We start from the raw sequence: 13,313 nt of genomic DNA, 5'->3' as shown, positions 1-13,313 counted from the left end.
TGTAGCCGCCACTCGGTCATTTTTTTGATTTGTGCTATAATTAACATATACATGAAAACAATCAAGAAAGGGATCAATATGAGCGAAAAAAATGTCCAAGATTATCTAGAAAAAGGGATGTATGGTACACCACAACTCAGACCTGATGAACAACGAAAATATTTAGGGACTTTCCGTGAGCGGATTTATTTATCAATGACTATGGCTGAAATTAGAGATCCTAAGAATTTAGCCTATTTCAAACAAGAATTAAGCTTAAACCCGCAACAACAAGTCTTAATTAATGCGGCCGTTAGTAGTCGCTACCAAAATGACTATATGGTGGCAGCCCAAAAAGCTAACTGCCCCTTTAAAATTGTTGATACTGAAAACCAAACATCGCCTGAAGCAATCGCTTTAGTCTATATTAGTAACGAAGCTGTTAACGTTGAGGTGATTGCTATTTCTGAAAAATACCCACTAGCGAAGAAAACAGCTGGCCCGTCCCAAAAAACCAGTGTGTCAGATACGCCACCAGCCAAAAAGAGCTGGCTAAGTCGTCTCTTTAAATAAATAAACTCACAATGGAGGAATGATTATGACTTACGAATTAAGCCAAGACCAAGTCAAAAAAGAACTAAGTGTTGCTTTAAGTACTTACACCCAATTGTTACGAAACGTTGATTTTATTGCTAGCGAAGACATTCCCGCCTTCACTTTTACGATGCGGAGTTTCGGTTTTATTTTTGAACGAATTCCTCACTTATTAATTACCGACGATATTGAAGAAGCTTACTTTGGCATTTTTCAATATTATAATTTATTAGAAGAATTAAAAAATAACTTAACGATGGCCTTTCCTTACGCTAAGTTACAAAATCAACCGTTACTGACAGCTCTAAAGCCTTTTCCAAAATCACACGAAGATCTAATTAATCAGTGGTGGGAAGACAAGACTGGCTTGAAAGTCGAATTTACGAAACAAACGATGACCCGCTAACTTAAACTCTGATTTACTTAATTTTAAAAACCAATTTGCTTGATTTCCCTTTGTGAAATCGGCAGAATTGGTTTTTTGTGTATAAAATCAGTCCTATTGAATTTTTGAGTATGGAAGTCCACAAATCAGAGTTTCTTGTTAGGGATATTTGCTTAATTTTAAAACCAATTATGCTTGATTTCCCTTTGTGAAATCGGCAGAATTGGTTTTTTGGGCATACATCAGCAGAATTGGTTTTTTGTGCTTCAACTGGAAGTCTTGTTTTTAACTTATCAAGCTTATTTATTGTAAGGAATTTACTGATATGTTTTAATTAAGTATCAAATAAACGGAGGTTATTCGTACATGGAATCAAAAAATGCAAATCGCAATAGTTTATTACTTATCAGAGTCATGTTAGGCATCACAATGATGCTACACGGCATTCCTAAGTTTCTGAATTTACAAGGAACGACTGACTTCTTTGTTTCACTTGGCTTTCCAGCTTTTATGCCTATCTTGATTGGGCTGATTGAAGTTGGTGGTGGCTTGTTTATGATTATCGGCCTTCTCGTTCCTTTAGTGTCACTTGGATTTATTGCTATTCTCAGTACAGCGATTATCATGTTGCAACTCGGTAATGGTTTTTTAAACGGCTATGAATTAGAGCTAATATTAATTATTATGTCAGTTGCTTGTGGCTATTCTCATTTTAGTAAAAAACTCTTTTTATTCTTACCACCTGTTTAATAATAGCCTAGCAAATAAGCCTATGACTAACTTTCCTTGATTGGAAGTTTAGTTATAGGCTTATTATAGTGGCAAAACAATGTTTTCGTAAGCTTGAGGATCTAAGTTAGTCACGGTAATCCCTAATAAACGAATGCCTTTATCTAAATTGCCTAATTCTTCCCAGATTTCAGTGGCGTGATAATAAATGTCACTGCTTTGATTAAGGTAATTTGGCAATGTCCGGCGCTTCGTTACAGTTTCATAGTCTTCATTACGAATTTTTAAGACAACTGTTTTGCCATGTTTCTGATGTTTTTTTAGCGAGCGACTAACACTTTCTGCCAACTCTCGTAATTGACTTAACACTTGTTCTTCATGAATCAAAGGTTTGCTAAAAGTATTTTCACGACCAATTGATTTACGCACCCGATTAGGCTCAACAGGCGAATCATGAACCCCACGAACTTTCCGATACAAGGAGTAACCCATCTTACCGAATTCTTGAATCAAAGTCATCTCTCTGAACTCGAATAAATCAGCCCCTGTAAAGATGCCTAATTCGTGCATGCGGGGAACTGTTTTCTTACCGACACCATGAAATTTTTCAATTGCTAAACTTTGAAGGAAGGCTTCGGCTTCTTCCGGTAAAATGACAGTTAAGCCTCGGGGTTTTTGATAATCAGAAGCCAATTTAGCAATAAATTTATTGTAACTGACGCCGGCGGAACACGTTAATTGTAGTTCTTGCCAAATATCCCGTTGAATCATCCGAGCGACTTTAATTGCACTACTACTTCCGACTTTATTTTCAGTCACATCTAAATACGCTTCATCGAAAGCTAAAGGTTCAACAATATCTGTATACCGATGGAAAATCTCATGAATTTGTTGGGAAATTTCTTGATAATGAGCCATATTCCCTTGGACAAAATTAGCTGTCGGGCACAACTCATACGCTTTCTGGGCACTCATTGCCGAATGAATGCCGTACTCCCGAGCAGCGTAATTAGCGGTTGTAACAACCCCTTTACCGCCAGTATCTCGTGGGTGGCGAGCAATGACTAAAGGCTTGCCCACTAAGGTCGGATTATCCCGTTCTTCTACTGAGGCATAAAAAGCATCCATGTCTAAGTGAATAATTTTTCGTGACGTATCTTTCTTGATTGGGAAACGCATGTCATTCGTCATTACTACCACCTCCTCTTCTTAATTATACTCGAACAGTAGTTCCCTTGGCAAATCACTAAAAAAACAAGCTAGCCTCGGCTAACTTGTTTTTTGTTTATTTAACATTTAAAATACTAGCAATTTTCGTTGTCATTAAATCAACGGCAACTTGATTTTCGCCACCTTCAGGAATAATGATGTCGGCATACTTTTTAGTTGGTTCAATAAACTGATGAAACATCGGTTTAACGACTGTTAAGTACTGGTCGATAACTGAGTCCAGTGTGCGACCACGCTCTTCCATATCACGCTTAATTCGGCGAATAATACGAATATCATCCTCAGTATCAACATAGACTTTAATATCCATCAAATCACGGAGACGTTCGTCTTCTAAAATTAAGATTCCCTCAATGATAATGACTTCTTTAGGTTCTTGATGAAAGACTTGTTCACTTCTTGTATGGGCCTCGTAATCATAAACAGGCTTATCAATACTACGATATTCAATCAAATCAGTTAATTGTTTGATTAATAATTCGGTATCGAAGGCAAAAGGATGATCATAATTTGTATTTAACCGCTCAGCAAAACTCAATTCGCTTTGGTCTTTGTAGTAAGAATCTTGCTCAAATAACAGTATTGAGTGATCCATAAATTCGTTTAAGATTGCTTTGCTGACACTTGTTTTTCCAGAACCCGAACCACCGGTTACACCAATTACAATTGGTTTATTCCCTATCGTCATACTGTCTGATACCTCTTTCGTCTGATTATTTCCTTCATCTATACTAATCTATATTGAAGCAAGATTCAATGCTTAATTAACGGAAACATGCTTTTTCTTTAATTAATACTTGATATTTCGGTAATAGAGAGGTAAATGTCCTGTTTATTTAAAAATATTCCCTAAATTTTTGTAATTCCTCCACTGAAAGTTGACGATACTCACCAACTGCTAAGGCTTCATCTAAGCTTAAATTTCCCATTTTTAGGCGCTTTAAATAAATGACTTTCTTACCTACTGCTAAAAACATTTTTTTGACTTGATGAAACTTACCTTCTGTAATTGTTAACCTCACGCGGGTGCCTTCTGGTAGATACGTTAAAATGTTTAACTGGGCAGGTAAACACCGTTGCCCACCATGAAAAACAATCCCCCCTGCAAAAGCCGTAATATCCTCTGGAGTGACCCGTTCATTAACAATGGCTTCATATTCCTTCGTCACACCTTTTTTAGGCTGTAATAACTCGTAACTGAGTTTGCCATTGTCCGTTAGTAACAACAAGCCTTCTGTATCCCGGTCTAACCGACCGACTGGAAAGAGACCTGGCTGGCGATCTTCAGGTCTCAACAAGTCTAAAACTGTTTGGTGCTGAGCATCTCTCACAGCACTAACAACCCCTTGAGGCTTATTCAGCATGTAGTAGACATGGGCTCGACCAGTAATTTCTTTTTGACCGACAGTGACTTTTTGAAACGCCAAATCGATATTTTGATTAGCCACCGTTACGACAACATTATCAACTTTGACTTGCTTCGTTACTAAAAGTCGTTTGACTTGTTTACGTGAGCCTAGCTCAGCTTGTTCTAAAAGTTTATCTAGCCTCACAACTGCTCCTACTTTCTGCTTGCAACTCCTTCTATTTTACCTAATAACAGCCTGGATTACAAAAAATACAAACAAAAAAACCGCCTACTTATTTAGTAGACGGAAAAAAAGGAGTTATTTTACTCTGGAGGAGTAAAATGAAAAATAAAAAGGTTGTTGTTGGTTATAATTTCATTTTACTATGGTTTTGTGTGATTGTCCAGTTCAAATACTCATACCTTTTTAATACTATTTTTTCATTAATAATGACGTCATCCGTTGAATACAAAAAGCAATCGTATCGGTCGTTTCGTCTTGCTCCTCTTCCGATTGATTAAATTGTTCTTCGTTAATCGTGCCCGTTTCAGCATCAATTGATTGAACCATCAAATCACAACTAGCAACATACTCGCTGTAAGCTTTTTCCATTTTTTTATGAATGCCGATCACCCGAACTGGCGCTTTTAATTTTGCAATCGCTTCAGACATTTCTCGATACTTTTCCGTGCCAACGGTGAATTGCTCCTTCACTGTCGCTAATTGCTCTTTTGTTAAGTCAGCCGCTTTCTTGTCATCTAAAGCCGTTCTAACTTCTTCAAAGTGAGGATTCATTGTTTCCCCAACTGTTTCTGTTTCTTTAACAATATCGTTTATTTTTTGAATGTAAAACCCTAAATTCGCTTTCAACTATATCCCTCTTTCTATTTATCATATAGTTCTATTTTACACTGTTTGCTTCAACAACGAAAGCCCTAATCAATGAGACAAAAAAACAGGAGGGCCTTTAAGACCACTCCTGTTTCGACTAAAAATTAATCTAGCTTTAAACTTTTTACTTAGCCATCGCTTTTCTTTGGAAGAATTTAACAATCTCAACAATTGGAATAATAGAGATTGACGAGAAGAAGACGATCATCCATTGGTAAGTATCTAAATGGGTAACACTAAATAAATCATTAAAGCCTGGTATTACTACCGTAATCGCTAATAAAACAAATGATAAGACAACAGCGTAGTTGAAGGTTTTATTTCTAAAGGCTCCAACTGTAAAGAGTGACTGATGAACAGACTTAACGTTAAAGGCATGGAATAATTGGATTAAACCAAGAGTAACATAAGCCATTGTCAAAGCATCACTATGTTGTAAGTCGTAAATCGCTTGAGCTTCAGTTAATTTATTAGCCACGGCTGCTGCTTGCTGTGTGGCATTTAACGTTAAGTGAGCTGGCCATTGAATGGCTGCAAAGTACACCCCTAAAGTAATCGCTGCTTCAGCAATCCCTTGATAAATCACACTGCTTAAGACACCACCAGAGAAGAAGTTTGAGTTACGGCCACGAGGCTTGTGACTCATAACATCTTTTTCAGCTGGTTCTAAACCTAACGCAATTGCCGGGAAAGTATCAGTTACGACGTTAATCCATAACAAGTGAACTGGTAATAGCGTATCCCAACCAATTAATGTTGCAATAAATAAGGTTAAGACTTCACCTAAGTTAGCTGCTAGTAAGTATTGAATGGTTTTTTGGATATTTGAGAAGACTTTACGGCCCTCTTCAACAGCAACAATAATCGTTGAGAAGTTATCATCAGCAAGGACCATATCACTGGCACCTTTTGAAACTTCTGTTCCGGTAATTCCCATACCAATTCCAATATCCGCTGTTTTCAGAGCTGGTGCATCATTAACACCATCACCAGTCATCGCAACAACTTTACCTTCTGTTTGCCACGCTTTAACGATTCTCACTTTATGTTCTGGTGATACCCGCGCATAAACTGAGTAATTACCAACTTTTTTAGCAAACTCTTCGTCAGACATTTCGTTTAATTCGCCACCAGTAATAACCGCTTCATGACGACCTTCTTCTAAGATACCTAAACGGACAGCAATTGCTTCTGCTGTATCACGGTGATCCCCAGTAATCATGACTGGACGAATACCAGCTTCTTTGGCAACACGAACAGCTTCGGCTGCTTCTTTACGCTCTGGATCAATCATTCCAACTAAACCAGCAAAGGTTAAGCCTTGTTCTAAAGAGTCAGATTCAACACTTGTTGGTTTCGTGTCGACAATTTTGTAAGCCATTGCTAACACACGTAAGGCTTGTTTCGCTAAGTCAGTGTTAGTTTTTAAAATCAGTTGACGTTCAGCTTCATCAATCACTAAGGCTTCACCATTAACGTCGTAAGAAACACAACGTTTTAGTAATTCATCTGGAGCACCTTTTGTGGCGATTAAGAAACGACCGTCAGCTAACTCATGAATCGTTGACATTAATTTACGGGTTGAATCAAATGGTGCTTCAGCAATCCGTGGTTCTGCCGCTAAATTAGCACGTACGTCATAACCTTTAACTAAACCAAATTTAACTAAGGCGGTTTCTGTTGGGTCACCAATTAAACTGTTTTCAGCTGAAAATTTCGTGTCATTACAGTAGTTCATAATTTTTAACGTTAGATTGTCATTACTAATCTCGTCTGATGCTGCTTGAAGTTGATTATTAGTAAATAATTTTTCAACTGTCATTTGGTTGATCGTTAATGTTCCAGTTTTATCAGAACAAATAATATCAGTACTACCTAACGTTTCAACTGCTGGCAATTTACGGACTAAAGCGTTCCGCTTCGCCATTTTTTGTGTTCCTAAAGCGAGAATAATCGTTACAATTCCAGCTAATCCTTCAGGAATCGCTGCTACTGCAAGGGAAACTGCCGTTAATAAGTTTTTAACCCATTGATTTTCACCATTGATTTCAGTAACGAAACCAACTCGTGCCATCCCAACAGCAAACATGATGACACAGATTGCTAGAATCGCAATCGTTAAGAATTTACCTAATTCATTCAAGTTTTCTTTTAATGGCGTATTCGTTTCATCAGCTTCAGCTAACATGTTAGCAATTTGGCCAACTTCAGTGTTCATGCCGGTACCGACAACCACACCAACCCCACGACCATAAGTCACATTACTGTTCATGAAGGCCATGTTTAAGCGATCGCCAATCCCAGTTTCAGTCTCAGCAATGACTGCTAAATCTTTTTCCACTGGCACTGATTCACCAGTTAACGCAGCTTCTTCAATTTTCATTGAGTTAGCTTCAATTAAACGTAAGTCAGCGGGAATGACATCACCAGCTTCTAACATTACTAGATCACCAGGAACTAATTCGGTACTCTTAATAGTAATGGCATTACCGTCACGAATCGCATTGGCGTTAGGTGTCGACATGTCTTTTAACGCATCGATGGCATCTTCAGCTTTCGCTTCTTGGACAACACCGAAAATAGCCATGATTAAAACGACTAAAATAATCATAATCGCTTCAACTTGGTCACCTAAGAAGAAAGAGACCACTGCTGCCACTAGTAAAATGACAATCATTAAATCTTTAAACTGATCTAAAAACTTAGCTAGTAGAGATTTTTTCTTACCCTCATCTAGCTGGTTAGGTCCGTATTCCCCTAAGCGTTTACTCGCCTCAGCTGACGATAAACCTTCTTTCGATGTTTCCATGGCCGCTAAGACTTCAGCTTCAGTCTTAGTGTAAAAAGCGCCTTTGACTTGTTGTTTCTTTTCTTCTGACATCTTCATCCTCCTAATTTTTTTATTTGCAAACATAACAGAATACAAAAAGAGACTTTCTGTATGCGCAAATAAGAGCATACATAAGTCTCACTAATTAAGACAACACCAGAAAGGTCAAAGCCTTACAGTGTTGGTGATGTTGTCACGGCTACTGCCGCCAGTTACTCCCCTATGAGCAATTTCATTCTTAATTATACACGATTTTTAACAGGTTGCAATTATTAACCACGGATTTCCCCTAATGTAAACAGTATCATTTCAAACTTTTCACTTAAAAAAATCTAAATCAAGGCTATATTGTTTTCCAGCCACGATATCGTATTGAATTAAGCTATAATCATCATAAATTTGCTTTTCATCCCCAGCTAGTGGATTTTTCTCATGCCACTGACCATCTTTTAAATAAAAGTTCTTTTCAAATGCCGGTAAGTTTGTCTCTAACTGGTTTAACAATTGATAAAAGCCAGTTTGTCGGAGGTTGGCAAGTTCAAACAGCTTCGGTCCGAAGTAAAAGGGACTAATAACCGTTTCCGTTTCTTGATCGTAAGTTAATTTTTGAGCAGAATCGTAAAATAAAAACTCCGTCAAATGCAAATCAACTTGACTGTTTTGAGCTTGGTACTCATCGGAATAAATACTTGGTAAATGATCCCCCCAGAAAACGACTAAGGTTCGCCTTGGCGTATTCGCTAAGCGCTCAATAAAGTTAGCTAAAGCTTCACTAGCATACTCAATATCCGTCATGTAACTATCGATTGATTGGCTATTTGCTACCCCCTCTACTCGATGGCCTGAAGGTTGATACTTATCACTATAAGGCATATGGGTTTGCATCGTTACTAAATGGACAAATTGAGGCTCAGTCCCTTTTTCTAAAATATCACTGACTTCTTGTAAAGCAGATTCATCCGAAATATAAGGGTTGTTTTCAATTTTTTCTTGATAGTTCAAGGTTGTTTCATCGATAAACTGATCAAATCCCAGAACATCATACACATCTTTCCGCTTATACATGGACGTATTATAAGGATGAATGGCTGTTGCTTGATAATTATCCTCTTTTAACAAGGAGACTAAGGAAGGTACTTCTGTCAAGGTTGGCACTAACATCGTGTAAGGTGTTGTTAACTGCCCATTAAATGGTTCCATCGAAAACCCCGTCAAGGCTTCGAATTCAATATTAGCTGTACCACCGCCATAATTTTGCGACAACATTTGACCACTATAAGTGTCATTAGCTATTTTTTTATACTCTTTTAAAGGGTTGGCACTTGTTTGTAAACCAGTTAAGCGTAAAGGATCAGAAAAACTTTCAGACATGATGTAAACGATGTTTGGCTGTTCACTGTCCACTGGCCCTTTCCCTTCACGGCTAGGATAGCTGGCAACAATTTCTGCAATCTTCTCTTTAGAATAGTTAGCCGGCTTTGCCATCGCTTCAACTTTCAAGTTATATAAAAAGCCACCCATAAAACCAGTATTGTAATAATTCATTTTTTGACTGTAAGGAATCCATAAAGCTGTTTTATTATAGCCTTTACGCAACAGGTTATTCGGCTGATTAAAGTTACTTATATATAATAGAAGGAACAGACTCAGGGCTAAACTACTTAAACGAATAATTTGTTGCTTTTTACTTTTAAATAAACTACGGTAAATTGCGTAAAATACAGCTCCCAGACTTATTCCAATCACAACTAGACAGAGAATAAAGGGGCCTGTCCCAGCCATCTCTTTTAACAAACTCAACTCCGTAATCATCTTCAAATCATCGGGATAGATAGGTTCTAACCGATAAGACATTTTTTGATAATTAGCAAAGCCTACAATGCCTAATGTCACGACAAACATGATGTTTCCTACTAACCAAGAACCAATTAAGGCTATTAAGAATCCTAAGAAAACAAGTAAAACGAGACAGCCTAAGAAAAATTTTTCAGTGTGCCAGCTAAACGCAAACTTAGTCGCTAACTCCCAGGACAGATCATTTTGACTTAACTGTAAAAAATAATTACCTGCAATGACGATTAACACGCTACAGATGACTTTTAAAGTCAATTTAATCCTTGTTTGGTGCTTTTTAATTAGTTCTTTCACTACTATAACCTCGTACTTCCTCTAAGCTTAATTCTTTTATTTCCAAAAATCATCAAACATGGTAATCGGTAAATGGCGTTTATGGGCGGTCTTATCCCACCAGCCTTCAATCGTCCGAGCAGCCACAGCTGGCACTTCACGGCCTTCTAAATAATTATCAATTTCCTCATATGTCACACCTAACGCTGCTTCATCAGCTAAGAGGGGTTTGTCATCTTCTAAATCTGCTGTTGGAACTTTTAAGTACAACGCCGGCTCCGCCCCTAAAGCTTGTAATAACGCTTTTCCTTGGCGTTTATTCAAACTAGCTAGTGGTAAAATATCCGCCCCACCATCGCCAAATTTCGTAAAGAAGCCAGTCACATTTTCAGCGGCGTGATCTGTTCCGATCACCGCTCCTTGGTATTGACCAGCAACTGCATATTGAACAATCATTCGTTGACGAGCTTTAATATTCCCTTTGTTAAAATCACTAATCGGCACACCAGCTTCAATTAAATCAGCAATGGTACTATCGACAGCTGTTTTGATGTTGACTCGTAATTCTTGATCTGGTTGAATAAAAGCGACAGCTCTTTGAGCATCGAGTTCATCGACTTGGTTCCCATATGGCAAACGGATGGCAATAAAACGGTAACTTTGGTCGCCAGTTTCGGCACGCATTTCCGTCATTGCTAACTGGGCTAAACGGCCAGCTAGTGAAGAATCTTGTCCTCCACTAATTCCTAAGACTAAGGTTTTTAAAAAGGGATGTTGCTTTAAGTAGGCTTTCATAAACTCGACACTTTTACGAATTTCTTCTTGGGGATCTATTTCTGGTAAAACTTTTAACGTCTCAATAATCGCTTCTTGTTTCGTGGACATCTGACATTCCTCCCTGAATTATGATGGTTATATTATAGCATAAGGCTATGTTCTTTCCGTATCTATTCTTGTTTTAAACCTAAAAAAAACGACCGATAAATAAGAATGGAATATTCCCATGTTTCGGATCGTTTTTAGTCATTTCTATAACTTCTTAATACTATTACGGACATCATCAATAATTTTTATTTTACGTTGATAAGCTTCTAAAGAGAGATCTACTGGATATAATTGTGGATTTAAATCTCGTTTATACTCTTCCCAGAGACCGTCATGATTAATAATCGCTAATTCTTTAATTTCTTTCAACGTTGGCAATTGATATATTAACTTGCCATCGAGATAAATGTCTTGTAAGACTGGTCGGGCATTAAAATTCACGACTGTTTTATTAATGTAAGTGTGAACTGGATGGAACATGTAGAGCTCTTCCAGTAAATCTGGCCGTTCATCCCACAAAGCGATGTAATCACCTTCAGATTTATTCGTGTCTTTTTGAGTAATCCGCCAAACTTGTTTCTTACCAGGCGTCGATACTTTTTCGACATTACTAGAGAGTTTAATAGTATCAACCATCTTGCCGTGATCGTCTTCAATGGAAACTAATTTATAAACAGCACCTAATGCTGGTTGATCAAAGGCGGTAATTAATTTAGTCCCAACACCCCAAACATCAATCTTGGCATGTTGCATCTTCAAGTTAAGAATCGTCCCTTCATCTAAATCATTAGAGGCATAGACTTTGGCATTCGGGTAGCCAGCTTCGTCCAATTGATTTCTAACTTTTTTCGAAATGTAGGCCATGTCACCACTGTCAATTCGGACACCTAAGAAATTGATTTTATCGCCCATTTCATTGGCAACTTTAATCGCATTTGGTACTCCTGATTTTAATGTGTCGTAAGTATCAACTAAAAAGACACAATCTCGGTGGGTTTGAGCATAAGCTTTAAAAGCATCATAATCATTACAGTATGATTGAACTAAGGAATGAGCATGAGTGCCACTTGTCGGAATCCCAAAAATCTTCCCTGCTCGGACATTACTCGTTGCATCACAGCCCCCAATATAAGCCGCTCGCGTTCCCCAAATTGCTGCGTCCATCTCTTGAGCACGGCGAGAACCAAACTCCATCAACAGTTCATCTCCAACAACAGACTTGATTCTAGCTGCTTTAGTGGCGATTAATGTTTGATAATTAACTATGTTTAATAATGCCGTCTCGATCAGTTGACACTGAGCTAAAGGTCCTTCAACTTGGACTAAAGGTTCATTACTATAAACTAATTCGCCTTCCACTGCCGAGCGGACGGTACACGTAAATTTAAACTCTTTTAAATACGTTAAAAATTCTTCTGGATAGCCTTCAACTTCTCGTAAATATGCGATATCCGTCTCTGTAAAGCGCAAATTCTCAAAATAAGAAACTAAGCGTTCTAAGCCAGCAAATACGGCATACCCATTTTGGAAAGGCATACTTCTAAAGTAACACTCAAAAACAGCATGGCGATCAGCACGACCTAATTCCCAATAAGTTTTCATCATGTTTATTTGATATAAATCAGTGTGTAACATTAAACTATCATCAGGGTAATTATATTTCATCTCTATGCTCCATTCTTTGCTTTATTCTTAACCATTATATCATGGCTAACTATTTGAATGCGATTCATCTGTTTCTTACTAGTTTAATTGTACCATTTTCACAAAATTCAACAATAGCTTTCTGAGAGTTTCCCCCTAATAGCCTCTGTGCCACACTTAGTCGACTGACAAAAAAACTGTTCCACCTTATTTTCACAGGTGGAACAGCTTTTAACTACTATCATCAGTCTTCATCATTTTCTAAATCATGAGGCTCAGTGAGCGGATTTAAAGGTTTACTTGCGTCTGGGTTAACTAAAGGCATAGCCGGTTCAGCTTCTTCCGGTTCGACTAAGGGAGATTCTGACTCGCCATCACCCTTATCTTTAATAGAAGATCCTTCTTGTCCAAATCTTACGTCCTCATCATTCACATTTCCCGTCTCTTTTTTACTAGTTATCTCACCCGACAAAATTTCCTGCAATTCTTGATCTTGTTTTAACTGAATCAAACTTTCTTTTGACATCTTGATCTTCCTTTCTAAAAAATAGTGAATCATCAATAACAAGACAGTAACTAACTGTTATTTAACTTACTTCCACCATATCCTAGTCTTTTAAGAGACACAACTAATCAGCCTTACTATTACAAGCTCACATCACATTGTTAAGTTCCTGAAAATTTTGTTATCTGTTACCCTTCAACTTGATTTACATGTAATATTATCCGT

General features: G+C 37.7%; 12 protein-coding genes. 3 read left to right on the top strand and 9 right to left on the bottom strand.

The window, feature by feature from the left end; translation table 11 throughout:
• The first annotated feature begins 78 nt into the window (after window positions 1–78).
• From CBF35_RS05470 to CBF35_RS05460, 3 genes are all read left to right on the top strand, one after another.
• Entirely contained in the window at window positions 79–552 is a 474-nt protein-coding gene (locus CBF35_RS05470) for a YueI family protein (protein WP_170174719.1), read from the top strand.
• 25 nt (window positions 553–577) lie between these two features.
• Window positions 578–979 carry a hypothetical protein gene (locus tag CBF35_RS05465; protein WP_126778962.1) on the top strand — a complete coding sequence of 134 codons (402 nt, stop codon included), beginning with the start codon at window positions 578–580 and terminating at the stop codon, window positions 977–979.
• Window positions 980–1,324: 345 nt separating this feature from the next.
• A complete protein-coding gene (locus CBF35_RS05460) occupies window positions 1,325–1,708 on the top strand; it encodes a DoxX family protein (protein WP_126778961.1) in 384 nt (127 codons plus the stop codon).
• Between the two features lie 63 nt (window positions 1,709–1,771).
• Here the strand turns inward: CBF35_RS05460 and dinB are convergent, their stop codons facing one another.
• The 9 genes from dinB to CBF35_RS05415 all read right to left on the bottom strand — a co-directional run bounded on the left by dinB (window position 1,772) and on the right by CBF35_RS05415 (window position 13,109).
• Window positions 1,772–2,878, bottom strand: coding sequence for a DNA polymerase IV (gene dinB / locus CBF35_RS05455; RefSeq protein ID WP_126778960.1), 1,107 nt, complete (start codon window positions 2,876–2,878; stop codon window positions 1,772–1,774).
• A 94-nt stretch (window positions 2,879–2,972) separates the two neighbouring features.
• Window positions 2,973–3,605: a uridine kinase gene (gene udk, locus CBF35_RS05450; RefSeq protein ID WP_126778959.1), complete on the bottom strand. Its 633-nt coding sequence runs from the start codon at window positions 3,603–3,605 to the stop codon at window positions 2,973–2,975.
• A 148-nt stretch (window positions 3,606–3,753) separates the two neighbouring features.
• Complete coding sequence (locus CBF35_RS05445; RefSeq protein WP_126778958.1) at window positions 3,754–4,470, bottom strand: 16S rRNA pseudouridine(516) synthase; 717 nt, start codon at window positions 4,468–4,470, stop codon at window positions 3,754–3,756.
• 228 nt (window positions 4,471–4,698) lie between these two features.
• Window positions 4,699–5,136: a hypothetical protein gene (locus tag CBF35_RS05440; protein ID WP_126778957.1), complete on the bottom strand. Its 438-nt coding sequence runs from the start codon at window positions 5,134–5,136 to the stop codon at window positions 4,699–4,701.
• 145 nt (window positions 5,137–5,281) lie between these two features.
• Window positions 5,282–8,038 carry a cation-translocating P-type ATPase gene (locus CBF35_RS05435; protein ID WP_126778956.1) on the bottom strand — a complete coding sequence of 919 codons (2,757 nt, stop codon included), beginning with the start codon at window positions 8,036–8,038 and terminating at the stop codon, window positions 5,282–5,284.
• A 267-nt stretch (window positions 8,039–8,305) separates the two neighbouring features.
• Window positions 8,306–10,135 carry an LTA synthase family protein gene (locus CBF35_RS05430; RefSeq protein WP_126778955.1) on the bottom strand — a complete coding sequence of 610 codons (1,830 nt, stop codon included), beginning with the start codon at window positions 10,133–10,135 and terminating at the stop codon, window positions 8,306–8,308.
• A gap of 36 nt (window positions 10,136–10,171) precedes the next feature.
• Window positions 10,172–10,999: an ammonia-dependent NAD(+) synthetase gene (nadE, locus tag CBF35_RS05425; protein WP_126778954.1), complete on the bottom strand. Its 828-nt coding sequence runs from the start codon at window positions 10,997–10,999 to the stop codon at window positions 10,172–10,174.
• 144 nt (window positions 11,000–11,143) lie between these two features.
• Window positions 11,144–12,604 carry a nicotinate phosphoribosyltransferase gene (locus CBF35_RS05420; protein WP_126778953.1) on the bottom strand — a complete coding sequence of 487 codons (1,461 nt, stop codon included), beginning with the start codon at window positions 12,602–12,604 and terminating at the stop codon, window positions 11,144–11,146.
• Between the two features lie 223 nt (window positions 12,605–12,827).
• Window positions 12,828–13,109, bottom strand: a complete 282-nt coding sequence (locus CBF35_RS05415) for a hypothetical protein (RefSeq protein WP_126778952.1) — start codon at window positions 13,107–13,109, stop codon at window positions 12,828–12,830.
• Window positions 13,110–13,313: the final 204 nt, after the last annotated feature.

Source organism: Vagococcus salmoninarum, assembly GCF_003987495.1.
Taxonomy (GTDB): domain Bacteria; phylum Bacillota; class Bacilli; order Lactobacillales; family Vagococcaceae; genus Vagococcus_D; species Vagococcus_D salmoninarum.
The sequence above is the reverse complement of the archived record's forward strand: the minus strand, read 5'-3'. Positions and strand labels throughout refer to the sequence as shown.